This is a genomic window from Chromobacterium sphagni, assembly GCF_001855555.1.
GTDB classification, from domain to species: domain Bacteria; phylum Pseudomonadota; class Gammaproteobacteria; order Burkholderiales; family Chromobacteriaceae; genus Chromobacterium; species Chromobacterium sphagni.
Genome location: NZ_MKCT01000001.1, coordinates 639,454 through 661,547, shown reverse-complemented (window position 1 = coordinate 661,547; position 22,094 = coordinate 639,454). Strand labels below are relative to the sequence as shown.

General features: G+C 62.7%; 16 protein-coding genes, 2 tRNA genes and 3 rRNA genes. 18 read left to right on the top strand and 3 right to left on the bottom strand.

Translation table 11 applies throughout. From position 1 onward, the window contains the following. The first annotated feature begins 359 nt into the window (after positions 1 to 359). The 18 genes from BI344_RS03195 to BI344_RS03110 all read left to right on the top strand — a co-directional run bounded on the left by BI344_RS03195 (position 360) and on the right by BI344_RS03110 (position 19,627). A 16S ribosomal RNA gene (locus BI344_RS03195) occupies positions 360 to 1,895 on the top strand. A 90-nt stretch (positions 1,896 to 1,985) separates the two neighbouring features. Next, positions 1,986 to 2,062, top strand: a tRNA-Ile gene (locus BI344_RS03190). A 3-nt stretch (positions 2,063 to 2,065) separates the two neighbouring features. After that, positions 2,066 to 2,141 (top strand) — tRNA-Ala (locus BI344_RS03185). 256 nt (positions 2,142 to 2,397) lie between these two features. Continuing rightward, positions 2,398 to 5,293, top strand: a 23S ribosomal RNA gene (locus BI344_RS03180). 130 nt (positions 5,294 to 5,423) lie between these two features. Continuing rightward, positions 5,424 to 5,538 (top strand): 5S ribosomal RNA (rrf, locus tag BI344_RS03175). Together the 16S, 23S and 5S rRNA genes with 2 tRNA genes alongside form the textbook arrangement of a ribosomal RNA operon. A gap of 381 nt (positions 5,539 to 5,919) precedes the next feature. Beyond that, positions 5,920 to 6,399 (top strand): type IV pilus modification protein PilV, encoded by a 480-nt coding sequence (gene pilV, locus BI344_RS03170; protein WP_083338633.1) that lies wholly within the window; start codon positions 5,920 to 5,922, stop codon positions 6,397 to 6,399. Further along, positions 6,396 to 7,463 carry a PilW family protein gene (locus BI344_RS03165; RefSeq protein ID WP_158020698.1) on the top strand — a complete coding sequence of 356 codons (1,068 nt, stop codon included), beginning with the start codon at positions 6,396 to 6,398 and terminating at the stop codon, positions 7,461 to 7,463. The genes pilV and BI344_RS03165 overlap by 4 nt, the downstream gene beginning before the upstream one ends. Further along, the gene (locus BI344_RS03160) at positions 7,460 to 8,008 is read left to right on the top strand and encodes a pilus assembly PilX family protein (protein WP_139166867.1); all 549 of its coding nucleotides are present in this window, start codon (positions 7,460 to 7,462) and stop codon (positions 8,006 to 8,008) included. The genes BI344_RS03165 and BI344_RS03160 overlap by 4 nt, the downstream gene beginning before the upstream one ends. 7 nt (positions 8,009 to 8,015) lie before the next feature. Beyond that, positions 8,016 to 11,675 carry a pilus assembly protein gene (locus BI344_RS03155; protein WP_071111492.1) on the top strand — a complete coding sequence of 1,220 codons (3,660 nt, stop codon included), beginning with the start codon at positions 8,016 to 8,018 and terminating at the stop codon, positions 11,673 to 11,675. Between the two features lie 47 nt (positions 11,676 to 11,722). After that, the gene (locus BI344_RS03150; RefSeq protein ID WP_277620419.1) at positions 11,723 to 12,142 is read left to right on the top strand and encodes a type IV pilin protein; all 420 of its coding nucleotides are present in this window, start codon (positions 11,723 to 11,725) and stop codon (positions 12,140 to 12,142) included. 1 nt (position 12,143) lies between these two features. Further along, the gene (locus BI344_RS03145; protein ID WP_071111490.1) at positions 12,144 to 12,698 is read left to right on the top strand and encodes a pilus assembly FimT family protein; all 555 of its coding nucleotides are present in this window, start codon (positions 12,144 to 12,146) and stop codon (positions 12,696 to 12,698) included. Positions 12,699 to 12,822: 124 nt separating this feature from the next. Further along, complete coding sequence (gene rfaE2, locus BI344_RS03140; RefSeq protein WP_071111489.1) at positions 12,823 to 13,323, top strand: D-glycero-beta-D-manno-heptose 1-phosphate adenylyltransferase; 501 nt, start codon at positions 12,823 to 12,825, stop codon at positions 13,321 to 13,323. Continuing rightward, positions 13,320 to 14,285 (top strand): biotin--[acetyl-CoA-carboxylase] ligase, encoded by a 966-nt coding sequence (locus tag BI344_RS03135; protein ID WP_071111488.1) that lies wholly within the window; start codon positions 13,320 to 13,322, stop codon positions 14,283 to 14,285. The genes rfaE2 and BI344_RS03135 overlap by 4 nt, the downstream gene beginning before the upstream one ends. Next, positions 14,282 to 14,995, top strand: coding sequence for a type III pantothenate kinase (locus tag BI344_RS03130; RefSeq protein ID WP_071111487.1), 714 nt, complete (start codon positions 14,282 to 14,284; stop codon positions 14,993 to 14,995). Before BI344_RS03135 ends, BI344_RS03130 begins: the two co-directional genes overlap by 4 nt. Next, a complete protein-coding gene (locus BI344_RS25730; RefSeq protein ID WP_277620418.1) occupies positions 14,992 to 15,834 on the top strand; it encodes an SPOR domain-containing protein in 843 nt (280 codons plus the stop codon). Before BI344_RS03130 ends, BI344_RS25730 begins: the two co-directional genes overlap by 4 nt. Before the next feature lie 110 nt (positions 15,835 to 15,944). Further along, complete coding sequence (locus BI344_RS03120) at positions 15,945 to 16,754, top strand: YoaK family protein (RefSeq protein WP_083338634.1); 810 nt, start codon at positions 15,945 to 15,947, stop codon at positions 16,752 to 16,754. Between the two features lie 155 nt (positions 16,755 to 16,909). Then, on the top strand, positions 16,910 to 17,878 hold the full coding sequence (gene speB / locus BI344_RS03115; protein WP_071111486.1) for an agmatinase: 969 nt from the start codon (positions 16,910 to 16,912) through the stop codon (positions 17,876 to 17,878). Between the two features lie 165 nt (positions 17,879 to 18,043). Further along, positions 18,044 to 19,627, top strand: a complete 1,584-nt coding sequence (locus tag BI344_RS03110) for a sensor domain-containing diguanylate cyclase (protein WP_158021025.1) — start codon at positions 18,044 to 18,046, stop codon at positions 19,625 to 19,627. A gap of 8 nt (positions 19,628 to 19,635) precedes the next feature. Here the strand turns inward: BI344_RS03110 and cobS are convergent, their stop codons facing one another. Genes cobS through cobT form a run of 3 tightly spaced genes read right to left on the bottom strand, consistent with a single transcriptional unit; the run spans position 19,636 to position 21,991 of the window. Further along, positions 19,636 to 20,370, bottom strand: a complete 735-nt coding sequence (cobS, locus tag BI344_RS03105; RefSeq protein ID WP_071111484.1) for an adenosylcobinamide-GDP ribazoletransferase — start codon at positions 20,368 to 20,370, stop codon at positions 19,636 to 19,638. Continuing rightward, positions 20,358 to 20,960 carry a histidine phosphatase family protein gene (locus BI344_RS03100; RefSeq protein WP_071111483.1) on the bottom strand — a complete coding sequence of 201 codons (603 nt, stop codon included), beginning with the start codon at positions 20,958 to 20,960 and terminating at the stop codon, positions 20,358 to 20,360. The genes cobS and BI344_RS03100 overlap by 13 nt, the downstream gene beginning before the upstream one ends. Next, entirely contained in the window at positions 20,957 to 21,991 is a 1,035-nt protein-coding gene (gene cobT, locus BI344_RS03095; protein ID WP_071111482.1) for a nicotinate-nucleotide--dimethylbenzimidazole phosphoribosyltransferase, read from the bottom strand. The genes BI344_RS03100 and cobT overlap by 4 nt, the downstream gene beginning before the upstream one ends. Positions 21,992 to 22,094 lie beyond the last annotated feature (103 nt).

The following is a 22,094-nucleotide window of genomic DNA, read 5'->3' as shown; positions in this document are numbered from 1 at the left end:
GTCTGCCGGCCATTTCGTTGGATGGTTCTGGTGGGAAATAAAAAATTTCATATTCATATATTGTTGCTTATCAGTAATTTGCGCTGCATCTCGTGAAAAACGTGCGTTTTTCTCAAAAAAGCAGTTGACCGAGGGTGAGGGCGCAGGTATAGTTCGTCTCCTCAGCTGACGCAGCGAACGAAACAAGCCGAACGAAACAGGTTCCGGCGGTGTTCGAAGCGGCCGGCACTGCTCTTTAACAGAACGAATAACCGATAGGTGTAAGTGCTTGGCGAAAGCCAAAAACTTGCACTGCAAGAGACAAGAAATACTTGTTTTATTTCTTTGAACTTGCGTGCCAGAAAATTTGCTATGAGATTGAACTGAAGAGTTTGATCCTGGCTCAGATTGAACGCTGGCGGCATGCTTTACACATGCAAGTCGAACGGTAACAGGGAGCTTGCTCCGCTGACGAGTGGCGAACGGGTGAGTAACGCATCGGAATGTACCGTGTAATGGGGGATAGCTCGGCGAAAGCCGGATTAATACCGCATACGCCCTGAGGGGGAAAGTGGGGGACCGTAAGGCCTCACGTTATACGAGCAGCCGATGTCTGATTAGCTAGTTGGTGAGGTAAGAGCTCACCAAGGCGACGATCAGTAGCGGGTCTGAGAGGATGATCCGCCACACTGGGACTGAGACACGGCCCAGACTCCTACGGGAGGCAGCAGTGGGGAATTTTGGACAATGGGCGCAAGCCTGATCCAGCCATGCCGCGTGTCTGAAGAAGGCCTTCGGGTTGTAAAGGACTTTTGTTCGGGAGGAAATTCCGCTGGTTAATACCTGGCGGGGATGACAGTACCGGAAGAATAAGCACCGGCTAACTACGTGCCAGCAGCCGCGGTAATACGTAGGGTGCAAGCGTTAATCGGAATTACTGGGCGTAAAGCGTGCGCAGGCGGTTTTGCAAGTCTGATGTGAAAGCCCCGGGCTCAACCTGGGAACGGCATTGGAGACTGCAAGACTAGAGTGCGTCAGAGGGGGGTAGAATTCCGCGTGTAGCAGTGAAATGCGTAGAGATGCGGAGGAATACCGATGGCGAAGGCAGCCCCCTGGGATGACACTGACGCTCATGCACGAAAGCGTGGGGAGCAAACAGGATTAGATACCCTGGTAGTCCACGCCCTAAACGATGTCAATTAGCTGTTGGGGGTTTGAATCCTTGGTAGCGTAGCTAACGCGTGAAATTGACCGCCTGGGGAGTACGGCCGCAAGGTTAAAACTCAAAGGAATTGACGGGGACCCGCACAAGCGGTGGATGATGTGGATTAATTCGATGCAACGCGAAAAACCTTACCTGCTCTTGACATGTACGGAACTTGCCAGAGATGGCTTGGTGCCCGAAAGGGAGCCGTAACACAGGTGCTGCATGGCTGTCGTCAGCTCGTGTCGTGAGATGTTGGGTTAAGTCCCGCAACGAGCGCAACCCTTGTCATTAGTTGCCATCATTAAGTTGGGCACTCTAATGAGACTGCCGGTGACAAACCGGAGGAAGGTGGGGATGACGTCAAGTCCTCATGGCCCTTATGAGCAGGGCTTCACACGTCATACAATGGTCGGTACAGAGGGTCGCTAAGCCGCGAGGTGGTGCCAATCTCATAAAACCGATCGTAGTCCGGATCGCACTCTGCAACTCGAGTGCGTGAAGTCGGAATCGCTAGTAATCGCAGATCAGCATGCTGCGGTGAATACGTTCCCGGGTCTTGTACACACCGCCCGTCACACCATGGGAGTGAGTTTCACCAGAAGTGGGTAGGCTAACCGCAAGGAGGCCGCTTACCACGGTGGGATTCATGACTGGGGTGAAGTCGTAACAAGGTAGCCGTAGGGGAACCTGCGGCTGGATCACCTCCTTTCTAGAGAAGGCGATCGTCAAGTACTTACAGCCTATCGGTTATTCTGTTAAGGGCAGCCAGCTCCTTGTGGGGCTGGCGTAGAAGTTTACTGGGTTTGTAGCTCAGCTGGTTAGAGCACTGTGTTGATAACGCAGGGGTCGTAGGTTCGAGTCCTACCAGACCCACCAGTTGGGGGATTAGCTCAGTTGGGAGAGCACCTGCTTTGCAAGCAGGGGGTCGTCGGTTCGATCCCGTCATCCTCCACCACAACTCAAACACAAGCGAACTCGGAAGAGTTTGGTTCTGTTTGCGTTGTAATTTTAACGCCCGATCTTTAACAAACTGAAGAAGCCGAATATATAAGACGGCGAAATGAAAGCGTAGAGTTAATTCTGTACGCGGACAAATCGTCATCTTGGGTATTTGATTGTATCTAAGGCTGCGTCGCCATATCAAAAGGGGCGGTGCAGTCGTCGCGCAAACACGCTCTGTCATGAAGTGACGTAGGTTACTGAAATGATAGGGTCAAGCGACTAAGTGCATCTGGTGGATGCCTTGGCGATCACAGGCGATGAAGGACGTGTAAGCCTGCGAAAAGCGCGGGGGAGCTGGCAATAGAGCTTTGATCCCGCGATATCCGAATGGGGAAACCCGGCCCTTAGGGGTCATCCCAGACTGAATACATAGGTCTGAGGAAGCGAACTCAGCGAACTGAAACATCTAAGTAGCTGAAGGAAAAGAAATCAACCGAGATTCCGTAAGTAGTGGCGAGCGAACGCGGAACAGCCTGTATGTGATAGAGATTGAGTTAGTGGAAGGTTCATGGAAAGGACCGCCGTAGTGGGTGATAGCCCCGTACACGAAAACGCATTCTTGGTACTAAGCATACGAAAAGTAGGGCGGGACACGCGAAATCCTGTTTGAAGATGGGGGGACCATCCTCCAAGGCTAAATACTCGTGATCGACCGATAGTGAACCAGTACCGTGAGGGAAAGGCGAAAAGAACCCCGGGAGGGGAGTGAAATAGAACCTGAAACCGGATGCATACAAACAGTGGGAGCGGACTTGTTCCGTGACTGCGTACCTTTTGTATAATGGGTCAGCGACTTACATTCAGTGGCAAGCTTAACCGAATAGGGGAGGCGTAGGGAAACCGAGTCCGAATAGGGCGAATCAGTCGCTGGGTGTAGACCCGAAACCGAGTGATCTATCCATGGCCAGGATGAAGGTGCGGTAACACGCACTGGAGGTCCGAACCCACTAGTGTTGCAAAACTAGGGGATGAGCTGTGGATAGGGGTGAAAGGCTAAACAAACTCGGAGATAGCTGGTTCTCCCCGAAAACTATTTAGGTAGTGCCTCATGTATCACTTCCGGGGGTAAAGCACTGTTATGGCTAGGGGGTCATTGCGATTTACCAAACCATGGCAAACTCTGAATACCGGAAAGTGCCAGCATGGGAGACAGACAGTGGGTGCTAACGTCCATTGTCAAGAGGGAAACAACCCAGACCGCCAGCTAAGGTCCCAAATGATCAGTTAAGTGGTAAACGAAGTGGGAAGGCATAGACAGCCAGGATGTTGGCTTAGAAGCAGCCATCATTTAAAGAAAGCGTAATAGCTCACTGGTCGAGTCGTCCTGCGCGGAAGATGTAACGGGGCTCAAACTGATAACCGAAGCTGCGGATGGGCACAGTCAAATGTGTCCGTGGTAGGGGAGCGTTCTGTAGGTCTGTGAAGGTGTGTCGAGAGGCATGCTGGAGATATCAGAAGTGCGAATGCTGACATGAGTAGCGATAAAGCGGGTGAAAAGCCCGCTCGCCGAAAGCCCAAGGTTTCCTACGCAACGTTCATCGGCGTAGGGTGAGTCGGCCCCTAAGGCGAGGCTGAAAAGCGTAGTCGATGGGAAACGGGTTAAAATTCCCGTACTTTTGTGTAGTGCGATGTGGGGACGGAGAAGGTTAGGTCAGCAGACTGTTGGAATAGTCTGTTCAAGCCGGTAGGTGTGAAGAGTAGGCAAATCCGCTCTTCTTTAACACCGAGACGTGATAACGAGGGTCTACGGACCTGAAGTGACTGATACCACGCTTCCAGGAAAAGCCACTAAGCTTCAGCTACACAAGAACCGTACCGCAAACCGACACAGGTGGGCAGGATGAGAATTCTAAGGCGCTTGAGAGAACTCAGGAGAAGGAACTCGGCAAATTGATACCGTAACTTCGGGAGAAGGTATGCCTGTTGTGGTGTAAGACTTCGCGTCTGAAGCTATGACAGGTCGCAGAGAATCGGTGGCTGCGACTGTTTAACAAAAACACAGCACTGTGCCAACACGAAAGTGGACGTATACGGTGTGACGCCTGCCCGGTGCCGGAAGGTTAAGTGATGGGGTGCAAGCTCTTGATCGAAGCCCCGGTAAACGGCGGCCGTAACTATAACGGTCCTAAGGTAGCGAAATTCCTTGTCGGGTAAGTTCCGACCCGCACGAATGGCGTAACGATGGCCACACTGTCTCCTCCTGAGACTCAGCGAAGTTGAAGTGTTTGTGAAGATGCAATCTACCCGCTGCTAGACGGAAAGACCCCGTGAACCTTTACTGTAGCTTTGCATTGGACTTTGAAGTGGTTTGTGTAGGATAGGTGGGAGGCTATGAAGCCTGGACGCTAGTTCAGGTGGAGCCAACCTTGAAATACCACCCTGACCCCTTTGAGGTTCTAACCTTGGTCCGTGATCCGGATTGGGGACAGTGCATGGTAGGCAGTTTGACTGGGGCGGTCTCCTCCCAAAGTGTAACGGAGGAGTTCGAAGGTTACCTAGGTACGGTCGGAAATCGTGCTGATAGTGCAATGGCAAAAGGTAGCTTAACTGCGAGACCGACAAGTCGAGCAGGTGCGAAAGCAGGACATAGTGATCCGGTGGTTCTGTATGGAAGGGCCATCGCTCAACGGATAAAAGGTACTCCGGGGATAACAGGCTGATACCGCCCAAGAGTTCACATCGACGGCGGTGTTTGGCACCTCGATGTCGGCTCATCACATCCTGGGGCTGTAGCCGGTCCCAAGGGTATGGCTGTTCGCCATTTAAAGTGGTACGTGAGCTGGGTTCAAAACGTCGTGAGACAGTTTGGTCCCTATCTGCAGTGGGCGTTGGAAGTTTGACGGGGGCTGCTCCTAGTACGAGAGGACCGGAGTGGACGAACCTCTGGTGTACCGGTTGTCACGCCAGTGGCATCGCCGGGTAGCTAAGTTCGGAAGAGATAACCGCTGAAAGCATCTAAGCGGGAAACTCGCCTGAAGATGAGACTTCCCTGGAGGCTAGACCTCCCTGAAGAGTCGTTCGAGACCAGGACGTTGATAGGTCGGGTGTGGAAGCGCTGTGAGGCGTGAAGCTAACCGATACTAATTGCTCGTGAGGCTTGATCCTATCATTTGAGTGGCTTGGGAAACTGAGTGACGAAGATGGAGTGTGAGTGCGACACAATTGAGTACCCGAAAAAATATTCAGAACGCGTTGAGAGACGAGTTCAGGCTTCTTGAGTTTGTACCAGTTTATGTCTGGTGGCCATAGCGAGGTGGTCCCACGCCTTCCCATCCCGAACAGGACCGTGAAACGCCTTAGCGCCGATGATAGTGTGGCATTCGCCATGTGAAAGTAGGACACCGCCAGACGCCCGATAGCGGAACCCCAGCTCAATGAGCTGGGGTTTTTGCGTTTGGCGCGCCGGATGAGTTTGTTGAAACCCCATGGACCGATTCCATGGGGTTTTTGCGTTTGGGGCTGATCGCCCGCCCGCGCCCGTCGTGCCGGCTTCTCCCCAAGACTGTCAGGATTCTCGCCGGGCTATGCCGTTTCTGCGGTCTCAATTGCGCTCGCCATGGGCAGGCAAACTGTTGTGGCCGGGCTAGCGGATGCCGTTTGCTAGGCTTGCGACCGCTTGTCGCGATTGTCAGTACTTTCGTCGGGGCGGCTTGCCGAGGCGGATGGCGTTTCTTCTATGCTTACATGAATGCTGGATGGATGGCGGCGCGACTTGAGCGGGAGGCCGGGCGATGACGTGTTGGCGGCGGCGGGCGGAAACGGGCTTTACCATGTTGGAGGTTCTGATCGCCCTGTTGGTGCTGGCCATGGGGGTGTTGGCGGCGATTGCGGTGATGCTCAACGCCGAGCGCGCCAGCGGTTCCAGCTATCTGCGCCAGATGGCGAATCAGTACGCCTACGATATGGTCGACCGGATGCGGGCCAACTCCGCGCAGGTTAGCGCCGGCTCCTACGATGTCGCCTCCGGCGTCAGCGCATCCACTTTCCAAAGCAACTGCGTGGCCACGGTCTGTACGGCGTCGGCGATGGCCACCTTCGACAAGTACCAGTGGCTGACCGATCTGCAGAATAATCTGCCGAACGGCACCGGCAGCATCTACCAGCCGGCCAGCGGCGCGACCACCGAGCGGGTAGTTCAGGTTTGGTGGACCGATGGCAATGCGGCGAGCGGCGGAGCGGTCCTCACCCAAAGCGTGAGGACCATCATGTGAGACAAATACGCGGGCAGCTTGGGTTTTCGCTGGTTGAGCTGATGGTGGCGGTCACCATCGGCCTGCTGTTGCTGACGGCGCTGGTCGGCGTGATGGTGGCGGGACGCAAGGATTATTCGACCGACTCGGGCCAAGGGGAGCTGCAGAATGCCGGCGCCACCGTTTCCGGCCTGTTGTCGCAGACCGCGAGGGGAGCCGGTTTCTTCGGCTGCTCCGGCGCCACCACCACCAATGCGCTGGTGGCGGCCAACGGCTTGCTGGGAAATTTCAGTTCCCCGGTTACCGGGTACGACGCAGTGATCGCCTCTTCCACGCTGACGCTGAGCAGCCTGAACGGCAGCAACGACAGTTCTTTGACGGACTGGAGCCCGGCGCTGGACAGCAGTCTGCAAGGCAAGGTGCAGCCAGGCAGCGATGTGCTGGTTTTCAGCGGCCAGACCAATGGCACGGTGCCGGTATGGGTCAGCGTCTACGCTTCGGCGGGCTCCACCTCGCTGCAGGCCTTGTCGGCATCCGGGGTGGCGGCAAGCAACCTGTTGTCGGTCTCCAATTGCGGCCACTCTTCGATCATGCAGGTCGGCAGCGTCGGCAGCGCCAGCGGCGGGAGCCTGATCAATCTCAACCAGGCGCTGGACAGCGATTATCCGGTCGGATCGGTGGTGGCGCTGTTGTCGCAAACGGCGTATTTCGTCGGCCAGGCTTCCGGAGCGCAGAGCGCCTTGTATCAGGCGGTATATAACGGCACGGGCAGCGGCTGGCAGGTGACGCCTATCGTCCCCGGAGTGGACATTATGCAGGTGTGGTATGGCATAGGCAGCGCGCCGGGTTTGACCACCGAGTATCTGCCGGCGAACCAGGTGAGCAACTGGAGCCAGGTCAACAGCCTGCGCATAGCGGTGCTGCTGGAGGGGCCGCAGGGTACGGCGCCGATCAGCAAGACAGGGGGGAGCTGCGCCAACCAGACGCAGTGGACGGTGCTGGGCAATACCGTCAACGTGCCTTGCGATACCCGTCTGCGCCACGTCTATACCATGACCGTATCCTTGAGGAACGCAGGGCTATGAATCCGCTACGACAACGAAGCCGGGAGCGCGGGGTGGTGCTGATCGTCGCGCTGATCTTCATGCTGGTGATCATGATCCTGGGGCTGGCCGGCAGTTCGCAATCGCTGAGCCAGCTGCACATGGCCAGCAACAATGTGCAGTACCAGAGCAATCTGGAACTGGCGGAGGGGACCTTGCGCCAGGCCTACTCCTCGATGCTGCAGGGGGTGTTCGCCAGCCAGACCTTCACCGTGGCCGGCAGCAACGGTTATTACCAGTTCAATGCCAGCGCGGTGCCGGCCTGGCAGCAGAACCTGAACACCTCGTCGTTCTGGACCAGCACTTCGACGTCTATCCCCGGCTATACCGGCACGCCGCCGATTTCCGGTGTGACCAGCAGCTATGTGGTGGAAAGCATGCCGGCCTCCTGTCGGGCGGGAACCAGTTGCGGCAATCGCGGGATCTATGGCCAGACGGCCGGCGGCAACAATTACCGCGTGACGGCCCGGGTGGTGACTTCCAGCGGGGCCAGCCCGGTGGTGGTGCAGGCAATCTTCACGCAGTGAGGCGGATATGACTGACTGGAAACCGGCAGTAGGCATCGCGGCCCGCATTCTGTTGCTGGCGGGGCTGGTGCTAGCCGCTTATTGGGTGAAGGGCGGCGGGTCGACCGCCACGCTGGCGATCTCTCAAGTGCCGCTGACCATCACCACGCCGGCGCGGCCGCAGGTGGTGATCGCCGTCACCAATTCCGAATCGATGGACGGCAGCACCATCACCTATTGCAATGGCACGGGCAATAGCGCCGCCAACTGCAGTAACGGCTTCTCCACCACCTACACCGGCCGCGGCGGCGCCTTGATGACCGGTTCGGGGGCGGTGGGCGGTTTGAGCGGCTCGTCCTCGCCAGTCAACTATCCGGTGCCGTCCGGCTTCACTCCGCCGGTCAGCGGAGGGGCGACCGGCAGTTCGCAGCCTTATACCTCGACCTCGGGTTTCCAATTGGTCGACAACAGCCCGTCCCGGCTGAACGTCGCCAAAGCCGGCGTCCTGTCCATCCTCAACACCTACCTGGCGACGACGGACTTCGCCCTGCTGTCCTACCAGATGAGCAATACCAGGATGTATACCACCTGGGTGTACTACATGTCGCCTGCCGGCGGCTTCACCTTCACTAACACGCCCACCGCCACCAGCGGCACTGATACGGTCTACAACCCCTGTTACAACTATCTCACCTCGTCCTCAATGACGGTGGCGAGTAACTGCGGTTCAATCGCGTTGGCGCAGGGTCTTAGCGGATTGTCGGTCAACGGTAGCCAGTACATGACGGTGGCGGCGACCAGCGACGATGCCAATATCAACGATGTGTTGTATTCCTCCTCGCTCAACCCGGTGTTTATGACCTATGGTACGGTCAGTCCCAGCAATCCCTACACTTATTACTCGTTGAGCAGCTACAAGTCCGGGTCGGTGTCTGTGTCCTACAGCACGATGGCGCCGGGCGGGAGGACCAATTGGGGTACTAGCCCGACCAACGCCGGCTACGTGCCTTACGCGCCGCAGGTGATGTATGTGCAGCGCGGCTGGGGCTATGGCGGTTCGCAGTCGTATTCTGCCGCCAGCGCCAACGTGGCGATGACCAGCCTGAGCAGTCCGTCATCCTCGCAGCTGACCAGCGCTTACAACACCTTTACCCCCTATTTGCAGCCGGAGACCAACTCCACCAGCAGCTCCGAGATCAAGGCGGCAGCCGGCCAGTCGCCGATCTATGCCTTGCTGAAGACGGCGCAAACCTCGTTCAACAGCTCCAGCTCGTCCAGCAGCGGCTGCACCTCGCAGAAATACGTGGTTCTGGTAACCGATGGCCTGCCCACTCAGGACAAGAGCGGTTACTTCTGGCCGCCGGCCGGGTCCGCCGCGGCCAGCGGCTACGGCGTGACCGCCAGCTTCAATGCCGACGGTTCGCTGAACATGACCAGCGGAACCAACGACCAGGCGCTGATCGACGCCGTTACCCAGATTCAGACGCTGGCGAGCAGCGGCATCAAGACCTATGTGATTGGCCTGGGGGCCGGGGTGGCGCCGGCGGAGAACCCGACCGCGGCGCAGGTGCTGACGGCGATGGCGGTGGCCGGCGGCACCGGCTCCTACTATCCGGCGGTGAATGCGGCGGCATTCTCCAGCGCCTTGAGCAGCATCCTGGTGCAAATCCAGAAGGGCAGCTACGACCAGGCCTCGGTGGCGTTGAACAGCACCACGCTGAGCACCAATTCGCAGGCTTTTCTCGCCAGCTTCAATCCCAGCGACAGTCCGTACAACGACTGGACCGGCAATCTGGCCGCCTATTCGCTCTCCACCAGCAGCGGCCTGAATGTCGGCACCAGCGCCAACTGGCAGGCGCAGACCCAGGTGGACACCTTCTCCAGCAGCAACGCCTGGCAGAATACCCGGCTGATCGCCACCTGGGACGGCATCAACAACAAGGGCGTGCCTTTTGAATGGCCGGCCACCGGGGTGACGGGCATCAACGCCACCCAGCAGCTGCAATTGCAACCGTCCGATCTGAAAGGCAGCCTGCGGCTCAATTACCTGCGGGGCGACAAATCGCAGGAGGCGCAGAACGGCGGGGGCTTCCGCAACCGCAGCCACCTGCTGGGCGACATCATAGACAGCGGTCCGGTCTATGTCGCCAAGCCGGACGGGCCTTATAGCGACGCCAGCTATCTGAGCTTCATCAGCGCCAACGCCAGCCGCACGCCGCTGCTTTACGTCGGCGGCAACGACGGCATGCTGCATGCGTTCAACGCCAGCACCGGGAACGAGGCTTTCGCCTTCATTCCCAACGGCGTGTTCGCCAACCTGTATCAGCTGACCAGCACGTCGTACAACAACAACCATATCTATTTTGTCGATGGCTCGCCGCAGGCCGGCGATGTGATGTTCTCCAACGGCTCCTGGCATTCCATACTGGTCGGCGGCCTGGGCGGCGGCGGCTCGACCGTCTACGGGCTGGATGTCACCACGCCGTCCAATTTCACCACCGAGACGGCGCTGGCCAGCTCCGTGCTGTGGGAGTTCAGCGATAGCGGCCTGGGTTACACCTACGGCCGGCCGACCATCGCTCGCGTCAACGCTTCATCCTCGTCCTTTGCGGTATTCTTCGGCAATGGCTATGCCAGCAGTCTCAACCACGCGATCCTGTACGCGCTGAATCCGCAGACCGGCGCGACCCTGGCCAAGATAGACCTGTGCAGCTCGGTGCCGTCGGCCTGCAGCAGCAGCGCGCCGCAGGGGCTGTCGGCAGTGGTGGCGATCAACAGCAGCGGCAACGCCGGCGCGGCAGTGGACATGGTCTACGCCGGCGATCTGCAGGGCAATCTCTGGGCGATCAATGTTAGCAGCGCCAATCCGGCCAGTTGGACCGTTCGCCTGCTGTTCTCCGCAACCGACAGCAGCGGCAACCGCCAGCCCATCACCGCCGCGCCGGCGGTCACCTTGAACCCCAACTTCCCCAAGCAGAAGGGCACGATGGTCTACTTTGGCACCGGCCAGCTGCTGGCCCAGGCCGATCTGACCAACACCAACACCCAGGCCTTCTATGGCGTATACGACAATCTGAGCATTTCCGGCCTGACGCCGTCCAACCTGGTGCAGCAGACCGAGTCGCTGGTTACCACCGCCCAGTCCGGTTTCTCCAACGTCGCGGTGACGTCCACCACCTATAACTGGCAGAGCCCGAATCCGCCGCTCAGCTGTGTGGTGGGGCGCACCTGCCCGACGCTGTATGGCTGGTATTACAACTTGAACTTCGCCGGCAGCGGCACGCGGATGCTGACCGATCCGCAGGTTTTCTCCGGCAATGTGGTGTACACCACCTTCGCGCCGTCCTCCACGCCTTGCACCAGCGGCGGGCTGTCGTTCCTGATGGCATCCAGCTACATCACCGGGGGGCCGCCGGCCCAGCCCTTCCTCGACGCCAGCGGCAACGGGGTGGTCAACGGCCAGGACGTCTACAACCAGTTGCCGGTGTCGGGGGTGCAGCTGGGCAGCTTCTTCGCCTCCACGCCGGCCTTCGTCACCTCCAACCAGGGCGGGTACAGCGCCAGCGTCCTGGTGGGCGGGGGCAATGGCAACAGCACCAGCAATTGCGCCAATGGCAAGCTAAGCTGCACCAGCAGCAGCCCGTCGCAGCAGTACTACTCCTGGAGCGGCTGGTGGCAGATACAGTGAGCGGGCTGGGCGGACGGAATGAGTACCGGACAAGGAGGATGGCGGATATGCGCGGCATGACCCTGGTTGAGCTGATGGTGACATTGGCGATCGTCGCCATTCTGGCGGCGATCGCCTATCCCTTGTACACCAACTATCTGCAGCAGTCGCGGCGCGGCGACGCCTGGCAGGCGCTGACGACGGCGCAGTCGCAGATAGAGCAGTGCTATGCCCAGTATTTCGCTTACAACAATGCGGCCTGCACCGTGACCGCCAGTTCGCCCAATGGCTATTATCAGGTGCAGATCGCCTCCGCCACCACGTCCAGCGGCTATGTGCTGACTGCCACGCCGGTCGCCAGCGGCCTGCAGGCGACGGACAGCACCTGCAGCAGCTTCAATGTCAGCAACAGCGGCCTCCGCAGCGCGGCGAACGCGCAGGGCGCCGATACCAGCAGCACTTGTTGGCCGCATGATGCGAGGGGATGACATGGGCGGAAAGAGCCGGGGATTCTCGCTGCTGGAGCTGATGGTCACCATTGCGGTGCTGGTGATCCTGCTGACCGTGGCGATGCCGGCCTGGCAGACTTTCGTGCAGAACCAGCGGCTCATCACCACCCGCGACAACCTGATCAATGCGATGAGCCAGGCCCGGGCGACGGCGATCAACGACGACGATGTGGCCACCATCTGCCCATACAGCGCGGCGTCCAGCAGCAGCTGCGGCAGCAGCTGGAGCGCCGGCTGGGTAATCAGCGAGCAACTGGCGAGCGGCACGGTGCTGTTGAAATCGCAGCCGCTGGTCTCCGGCTCCTCCCCGACCATAGGCACCCTGGCGGCGGGAACCTCCAGCGGCACCATTGCCAGCGTCAGCTTCAATCCGCGGCCGCCGTATGTGGCGGTGGCGCAGACCGGCGATTTCCGCATCTGCGACAGCCGCGGCGCCAGCTTCGCCCTGTCTTTCAATCTGCAGAGCACCGGCTATGTCCAGTCGGCCGCGAGCGCCGGCGCAACGTTGAGCGGCGCCGCGCTGAGCTGTCCCTGAGCGGCGGGAGTTGGGCAGACGCGGGCGACGGTGGTATGCTTCGCGACTCGTCCCATTTGCGGGCGCGCCCGCGGTTGCAGCCTTGTCTCCCGCCCGCGCCGGCATGATTCGCGCAAGGAACAGCATGACTTACCCGATGCCGTCGTTTGAAGACAAGATCTGTCCGCCGGAACAGCTGGCCGAGCGTCTGGCAGCGCTGCCGCGTCCGCTGGTGTTCACCAACGGCTGCTTCGACATCCTGCATCGCGGCCATGTTACCTACCTGGCGCAGGCCAGGGCGCTGGGCGCCAGCCTGGTGCTGGGCTTGAATACCGACGCCTCGGTCAAGCGCCTGGGCAAGGGCGACGACCGGCCGATCAACAACGAGTTGAACCGCGCGGCGGTGCTGGCGGCGCTGGCAAGCGTCAGCCTGGTCACCTGGTTCGACGCCGACACCCCGGCCGAGCTGATTGAGCAGATCCAGCCCGACGTGCTGGTGAAGGGCGGCGACTGGACGGTGGCCAACATCATCGGCAGCGCCGAAACGCTAGCCCGCGGCGGCCAGGTGCATTCCATTCCCTTCCTGTTCGACACCTCCACCACCCAGACGCTGAACAAGATCCGCGCCGGCGAGGGCAGGACGTGAGCGAGCACGCGTTCGCGGTGCTACACCACCTGTCAGACGGCCGCTTCCACTCCGGCGAAGACATCGCCCAGGCGCTGGGCTGTTCCCGGACCCTGGTGTGGCAGGCGGTGCGCGCGATCGAGGCCGATCTCGGCCTGACCGTGTTCAGCGTGCGCGGCCAGGGCTACAAGCTGGCGCAGCCGTTTTCCTGGCTGGACGTCGCCAGCGTGCGCGCCGGGCTGTCCGATGCGGCCGCCGACACCTATACCCTGGCGGTGGCCGAGCGCACCGATTCCACCAATAGCCAGTTGATGGCGCGCGCCGGCAACGGCGGGCTGCACGGGCTGGTGCTGGCCTGCGAGCAGCAGACAGCTGGCCGTGGCCGCCTGGGCCGGCGCTGGCAGGCGCGGTTGGGCTCCGGCCTGACCTTCTCGCTGCTGTGGCGCTTCGAGCGCGGTATGGCCGAACTGGCAGGACTGTCGCTGGCGGTGGGGGTGGCGCTGGCGCGGGCCTTGCGCGGGCTGGGCGCGCCGGTGCGCTTGAAATGGCCGAACGACGTGCTGCTGGACGGCAAGAAGCTGGCCGGCATCCTGATCGAGCTGTCCGGCGATGCGCTGGGGCCGGCGGCGGTGGTGATCGGCATAGGGCTGAACGTAGACGACCCGGGCGTGGTCGACCAGCCGGTGGCCACGCTGCGGCAAGGCGGGGTGGCGTTGGAGCGCAACCGCATCCTGGCGGCGCTGCTCAATGAATTGCAGCCGGTGCTGTCGGCGTTCGACCGCGACGGCTTCGCCCCCCTGCGCGATGAATGGTGCGCGCTGTCCGCGCATCAGCAGGCGCCGGTGCGGCTCAGCTTCTCCCATGGCCAGCCGGTGGATGGCATCGCTTGCGGCGTCGCCGACAACGGCGCCTTGCGCGTAGAGACTGAACAGGGGACGCGGACCTTCCATGTCGGAGAGGTCAGCCTCAGGGAACGCCAATGAAGTTATTGATAGATGCAGGCAACAGCCGGGTGAAGTGGGCGGCGTATCGCGGTGCGGAGTGCGTGGCGAAGGGCGCGGCCGAGCATGGCGAATTGGCCGGTTTGGCCGAGGTTTGGGGCAAGCTGCCCCTGCAGGGCGCCTGGATGTCGTCGGTGGCGCGCCAGGAGGTGGCCGACGCGTTGGCGGCGGCGCTGAGCTGTCCGCTGCACCGCATTCATGCCCAGAGCCAGTTGGGCGAGGTGTGTAACCATTATCGCAACACCGCCGAACAGGGCGCCGACCGCTGGCTGGCGATATTGGCCGCGCGCGAGCTGTGCCGCGGCGACGTGATCGTCGCCTGCGCCGGCACCGCGCTGACGGTGGAAACGTTGACCGCTGAGGGCGATTACCTGGGCGGGTTGATCCTGCCCGGCCACGGCCTGATGCTGCAAAGCCTGGCGCAGGGCACCGCCAATCTCGACCGCCAGGCCGGCGAGGTGGTGGATTTCCCGCGCGGCACCGAGGATGCGCTGGCCAGCGGCGTGATGGCGGCGCTGGTGGGAGCCATCGAAGGGCAGCGGCGCAAGTTGGCGGAACAGACCGGCCGCGAACCGGCGACGGTGATCCTGACCGGCGGCGACGCCGGCCGCATCGCGCCTTGGCTCGCCGCTCCGCTTGAGATCGTGGATAATCTGGTGCTGATGGGTTTACTCAAGGTGGCGAACGCGTGATCAAGTGGTTTGTGGCGCTGGTGGTGGTGCTGAATCTGGTGGTGGCCATGTATGGCTCCTTCAAGCAGCGGCCGCCTATGGATGTGCATGCGCAGGAGGTGAGTCCCGGCCAGGTGAAACTGTTGCCGACGGGCTGGACGCCGGACGCATCGGCCGCGCAGGCCAGCGCGCCGCATGCGGCGGCGAGCACGCCCGCGGCGCTGGCGAAAGCGGCATCGGCTCCGCATGAGGCGGTGAAAGCCGCAGGCAAGGCGGCGGCCAAGCCTGTCGCCAGCGCGCCCAAGGCGCTAGCCAAACCGGCGAAGCCGGAGCTCAAGCCTGCGGCCAAGCCCGAAGCCTCCGGGGCGGTGGCAGTCAAGGCCGCGGAGGCCAAGCCGCTGGCCTGCTATCGTTGGGCCGGCCTCAACGACAGCCTGCTGGCCCGGGTGAAGGGCGGCGTGCCGTCGCTGAAGCTGAAGTCCGGCCAACTGCAGCAGGACAGCAAGGAAGAAAACAAGGGTTCGGGCCGCTTCTGGGTGTATTACCCGCCGCTGGCCACCCAGTCCGAGACCAAGACCCTGTCCGCGGAATTGAAAGACAAGGGCTTTGACAACTACATCGTCAGCGGCGACGAGTTCAAGGGCAATCTGTCGCTGGGCCTGTTCGGCAAGGAGGACGCCGCGCGCACGCTGGTGGCGCGGCTGAAGGCCGCCGGCTACGACAAGGCGGTGGTCAAGTCGAAGGACCAGCCGGTCAAGCAGACCACGCTGTCCTTCAAGGATCTGGACGCGGCGCAGGCCGAGCATCTGAAGGCGCTGCAGAAGCGGCTGACGCCGGGCATCGCGCTGAAGGGCTGCTGATTCCCGCCGCGATGTGAGGCAAGTTTGATCCGGCGGCTTGCCTCTCGGCATGTTGCGGCGCAGTATCGGAAACGGCGACAAATTGTCGCCGTTTTCCTCGTCTACTGCATATGGCGCGATACTTCCACATTACCAGGCTGCTGGACCGCGGCCGCTTCAACGACAGGGTGCTGCGCCAGCTGGGCTGGTCGATGGCCTTCATCGCCGGCGCCATCAACGCCGGCGGCTTCCTGGCGGTGCACCGCTATACCTCCCACGTTTCCGGCGTCGTCTCCGGCATGGCCGACGCCTGGGCGATGGGAGAGGTGCGGCTGGCGCTGTCTCTGCTGGTGATGCTGTGCTGCTTCATCGGCGGCGCGATGCACAGCACCTGGCTGATCCTGTGGGCGCGGCGGCAGCGGCTGCGCGGCGGTTACGGCGTGTCGATGATGGAGGAGGCGGCGCTGCTGTTGCTGTTCGGACTGCTGGGCGCCGGCTTGTCGCTGCACAAGGGCCTGTTCACGCCGCCGACGGTGATGCTGCTGTGCTTCATCATGGGCATGCACAACACCATCGTCACCAAGCTGTCCGGCGGGCTTCTGCGCAGCACCCACATGACCGGCATCGCCACCGACATCGGCATCGAGCTGGCCAAGATGAGCTACTACAACCGCCAACAGGGGCCGCGGGTCCAGGCGGTGCGCGCCAATCGGAGCAAATTCCGCGTCTACAGCCTGATCTTGCTGTCCTTCTTCGCCGGCGGGGTGGTGGGCGCATTGGGCTTCAAACACCTGGGTTTCGGCTTCACGCTGCCTTTGGCGCTGCTGCTGTTCCTGCTTGGCCTCAGGCCGGCCTGGTACGACGTCAAGCTGCGCTGGCGCTGGTGGCGGATCCGGCTCGCGGCGGCCAAGGCGCAGTCCGGCGCTTTGCGCCGGACTTGAACTACGTCCCTCATCCCGGCACACTGCGGGTTTCCGCGCCACGGGGCGCGGCAGCCTCAAGCCGTCGGCTGTGAAAGATGGACGGCAATCGCCGCAATTGTCATGAAAAATCATGGTTTTGAATGATTTCGGCGTACTCTCGCCTGGAGAGTGGAATGAGTGAAGAAATGATCTACGGCGACGGCGCCATCCGCCGTCAGGGCCTGTACGGCTCGTCCATCGAAAACACCTATGCCGGCGTGCTGTCCTTCATGCGCCGCAACTACAGCCGCAATCTGGAAGGCGCTGACGTGGTGGTGTCCGGCATCCCGCTGGACCTGTCGGTGACCTTCCGTTCCGGCGCGCGCATGGGCCCGCAGGCCATCCGCGCCGCCAGTGTGCAACTGGCCGAGCTCAAGCCCTACCCGTGGGGCTTCGATCCGTTTGAAGACCTGGCGGTGATCGACTATGGCGACTGCTGGTTCGACGCGCACAATCCGCTCACCATCAAGCCGTCCATCATCGAGCACGCCCGCACCATCCTGGCCTCCGGCGCCAAGATGCTGACCTTCGGCGGCGACCACTTCGTCACCTACCCGCTGTTGATCGCGCACGCCGAGAAATACGGCAAGCCGCTGGCGCTGCTGCACTTCGACGCCCACTGCGACACCTGGCCGGACGACAGCCCGGACAGCCTGAACCATGGCACCATGTTCTACAAGGCGGTGAAGGAAGGCCTGATCGATCCGAAGAAATCGGTGCAGGTGGGCATCCGCACCTGGAACGACGACTTCATGGGCCTGAACGTGCTGGGAGCGCCGTGGGTGCACGACAACGGCGTCGACGCCACCATCGCCGAGATCAAGAAGACCATAGGCGACGCGCCGGTCTACGTGACCTTCGACATCGACTGTCTCGACCCGTCGTTCGCGCCGGGTACCGGCACTCCGGTGCCGGGCGGCCTGACCACCGCGCAGGCGCTGAAGATCATCCGCAATCTGGGCGATCTGAACATCGTCGGCATGGATGTGGTGGAAGTGGCTCCCAGCTACGACCAGAGCGAAATCACCGCGCTGGCCGCCGCCCACATCGCCTGTGACATGCTGTGCCTGATGCGCAACAAGAAGGTGGCGGGCACGTTGTAAGCGGATTGCCGCAGCCGGAATCAGCCGACCACCCCGCGGGGTGGTTTTTTCATGGCGCGCCAAAAGAGGGCTATGTTGAATGGTAGGCGGAAGAAATGACAGGGGATTGATTGCCGGGACCGGTAGCCGCGACGCAGGCAAGCTGCCGCAGCGATGGGAGCGGAGGTGAGAATAGCGTGGACCATACACTTGAGACTGGCGTTGTTGGCGGGGGCGATGGCCCTGCTGCTGTCGATGCTGTCGGTCTGGTGGGGGTATCTGGATAGTTGCCGGGCGTCGCAGGCTGATGGCGAGCGCGCGGTGCTGCAGCTGATGGCGGTATTGCGCAGGCCGGCGGCGGCGGCTGCTGCCAGCGGCAACCGGCCGCTCGCCGCGGAGGTGGTGGCTAGCCTGACGAGCAGCGACTTGGTGCGCTATGCCCGCCTCACCGGTCGCAATGGGCTGGATGTCCGCGCCGGTCTGAGCCGGCATCAACTGCGGCATTGGCTGGCCTTGCCGTCGCCCTCCGCCTCTGGCGAAGCGTCCGGCTGGCTGGAGGTCGAGCCGGACCTGCCGCGGATGGCCGAGCAGGCGCGGCTCAATGCCTGGCATGCGGGACTGTTGCTGGCGGGGCAGGCGCTGATCGTCGCGCTCACGGTCTACCTAGCGGCCAGTGGCCTGGTAAGCCGTCCATTGGCGGGCTTGTCCTCCCGATTGCATCGCATCCTGCCCGGTTCATCGGAGCGGCTGTCCTTGCGCGCGCGCTTGCGCGGCAGCGAACTGAAGCGGCTGACCGACGACATCAACGGCCTGCTCAACACCGTGCAGATGGTGGTGAATATCGAGAGAGGCCTGCGAGAGCATCTGCGCTTGCTGGAAAAGCGCTTTCGCGGCGTGTTCGAGCATGCCGGCGTCGCCATCCTGCTGATGGACGGCAATGGCAAGCTGCTGTTGTCCAATCCGGCGTTCCGGCTATTGCTGGGGCGGGAGGTGGCGCCGGATGAGCAGGGAGAGTGGATTCCCGAGTTGCTGCTGCAGCCGCAGCGGCTGTGGCTGCGCGCCGACGAGAGCCGCCGCAGCGGCGCGCCGATGGCGGAGGATCTGCAAACCGGCCGCGGCTGGCTGCATGCGATCGTGAGCGCATGCCTGGATGACGATGGCCGCCAGCTGTACCAGTGCCTGTTCTACGATATCAGCGAACGCAAGGCCTCGGAGGAGGTGATGCGGCGGATGGCGGACTACGATCACCTGACCGGGGTCTACAGCCGCCTGGCCGGCGAGCAGTTGCTGACGCGGCGCGTGGCGCAGGCGGCCGCCTCCCATCACTCGCTGGCGGTGATGATGCTGGATCTCGACCATTTCAAGCTGATCAACGACAGCTACGGCCATGAGGCGGGCGATGCGGTGCTGAAAGAGGTGGCGCGCCGCCTGCGCGCCCTGCTGGTCCAGGACGAATTGCTGGTGCGGCTGGGCGGCGACGAGTTCATGGTGGTGTTGAGCGGCGGCGAGGCGGTTCCGCGCGCGGTGGCGCTGGCCGGGCAGATGCTGGAGGCCGCCGCCGCGCCGATTGCGCTGGGGCCGGAGCGGCAGGCGCGGGTGGGCGCCAGCATCGGCATCGCCTTCTACCCCGAGCACGGCGACACCGCCAGCGATCTGCGCTGCAACGCCGACCGCGGGATGTACGAGGTGAAGCGGCGCGGCCGCAACGATTACGCGATCTTCAGCGGCAAGCGCCAGGATGTGCCGCCCAAGGTCGACGCCGACGACTGAGCGCCGCCTCAGGCCAGATGCGGCGCGGCGCGGCACAATAGCAAGCCCAGCAGCGCGATCTCGCACACCTCCACGCCCGCGCCCAGGCAGTCGCCGGTCATGCCGCCCAGTTTGCGCTGCAGATACGCGCGCCAAGCCAGGCCCGCCAGTGGCGCCAGCAGCAGCGCCGGCGCCAGCCAGGCCGACAGCGCCATGAGGGCGGCGCCATTGAGGGCCATGCCGGCCCAATCCTTGCGCCAAGCGAAACGTTCGCCGCTGCCCGGCGCCAGCGCCGGCAGCGTGGCCGACCAGAACACCGCGAAGGCGCGCGCCCAGGCTGGAACCAAGAGCAGGCCCCAGGCGGGAGAGCCGCCGCGGGCGATCAGCATCAGCAGCACCAGCTTGGCTATCACCGCCAGCAACAGCGACAGCACGCCGAAGCTGCCCAGATGCGGGTCTTTCAGCACCTCGAAAAAGCGCTCGCGCGAGCGGTGCGCCGCGCCTAGCGCGTCGGAGAGGTCGGCCAGGCCGTCCAGGTGCAGGCCGCCGGTGATGGCGACCCAGGCGAGCAAGGCCAGCAGCGCCGCCAGCCAAGGGTCGACCTGGGCGCCAAGCCGCATTGCTGCCAGCAGCAGCGCGCCTATGATCAGGCCCACTGCCGGAAACCAGCGCGCGCTGGCGGCCAGCCATTCCGGGCGGAAATCCGCCAGCTGCGGGGTGGGCAGCCGGGTGAGGAACTGCACCGCCAGGATCAGTCCACGCATGAGGACTCCAGCCGCAGCAGATAGGCTGGATGGTCTTCCAGCATCGACAGCTGAACGAAGCCGCCGCGCTGCACCGTCATCAGCTTGGCGACGGAGAAGTCGGTGCCCAGCAGCTCCGCCATCAGCACCGTGATCACGCCGCCGTGGGTCACCAGCAGGCGGTGGCTGCCGCGCGCGGTGGTCATCCATTCGGACAGGCCGGCCAGCACCCGGGTGCGGAACTGCTCGTAGCTTTCGCCACCGGGCGGGGTGAAGCCGCCGTCGGCCAGTTGCTGCCTCCAGTCGGGATGCTGGTGTTCCAGCTCTGCCAGCGGCTGGCCGTCCCAGTCGCCAAAGTCGATTTCGGCGAAGCGCGGGTCCACTTTAAGGGCCAGCGAGCCGGAGAGCGCCTGGCGCACCGCGAATTCGCGGCAGCGCTGCAACGGCGAGCTGGCGATGGCGGTCACCGGCGCCAGGCTGCTGATGCGCTGCCAGCTGCGCGCCAGCTGCTGTTGGCCGTGTTCGGTCAGCGGCAGGTCGGTCAGGCCGATCAGGCGGCCGTCGTGGTCGATCTCGCCATGGCGCAGCAGGGTGAGGGTGTACGGATTCATGCCGATTGGCCGCTGATGCCCGCCTCGGCGAAGGTGGCCATCTCGTTGTGCAGTCTCACCGCCATTTGCAGCAGCGGCACGCACAGCGCGGCGCCGGAGCCCTCGCCCAGCCGCAGCCCCAGATCCAGCAGCGGATGCAGCTGCAGCGCCGCCAGCGCCAGATCGTGGCCGGACTCCGCCGAGCGGTGGCTGGCCAGCAGCCAGTCGTGCAGCGACGGCTCCATCGACTTGGCGCACAGCGCGGCGGCGCTGGCGATGAAGCCGTCCACCAGCGAGGGCACGCCCAGGCGGGCGCCTTCCAGATAGAAGCCGGCCATCGCGGCGATTTCCAGTCCGCCCAGCTCAGCCAGCGTGTCCTGGCCGCTGAGGTTTTCCCAGGCGACCCGCGCCAGCGCGGTCTTCACCACCCGGCGCTTGTTGGCCAGGCCGGCATCGTCCACGCCGGTGCCGCGGCCCACCACCAGTTCCGGCGCGGCGCCGGTGAGGCGGCAGATCAGCGCGGCGGAGGCGGTGGTGTTGCCTATGCCCATGTCGCCGGCGATCAGCAGGTTGGCGCCGGCCTCCACCGCGCGGCGGGCGGCGGCGCGGCCGGCCTCCAGCGCGGCCAGGGTGTCCTCGGCGCTAAGCGCCGACTGCTTGGCCAGATTGTGGCTGCCGGCGCGCACCTTGGCGTGGACGATGGGCAAGGCGGCCACGTCGCCGGCCACGCCCACGTCGACGACTTCCAGCCTGGCGTCCAGCGCGCGGGCCAGTACGCAAATGGCCGCGCCGCCATTGGCGAAGTTGCGCACCATCGCGGCGGTGACTTCGGCCGGAAAGGCGGATACGCCTTCGACGGTGACGCCGTGGTCGCCGGCGAACACGGTGATGGCGGGTCGCAGCGGCTCGGGGCAGGCGCGGCCTTGCCAGGCGGCGAAGCGGCAGGCCAGCTCCTCCAGTTGGCCCAGGCTGCCGGGCGGCTTGGTGAGTATGGCCTGGCGGCTACGGGCGGCGTTGCGGGCGGAGAGGTCCAGGGGTTTGCTGCTGTTCATGGTCGAGCCTGCTGGAAGACGGGGCCGAGAGGCCCGGTGATCGATGAAATATGCCTGCCGCCGGCACCGGCGGTTTGGACTCTAAGCATATTACCGCTTGAGC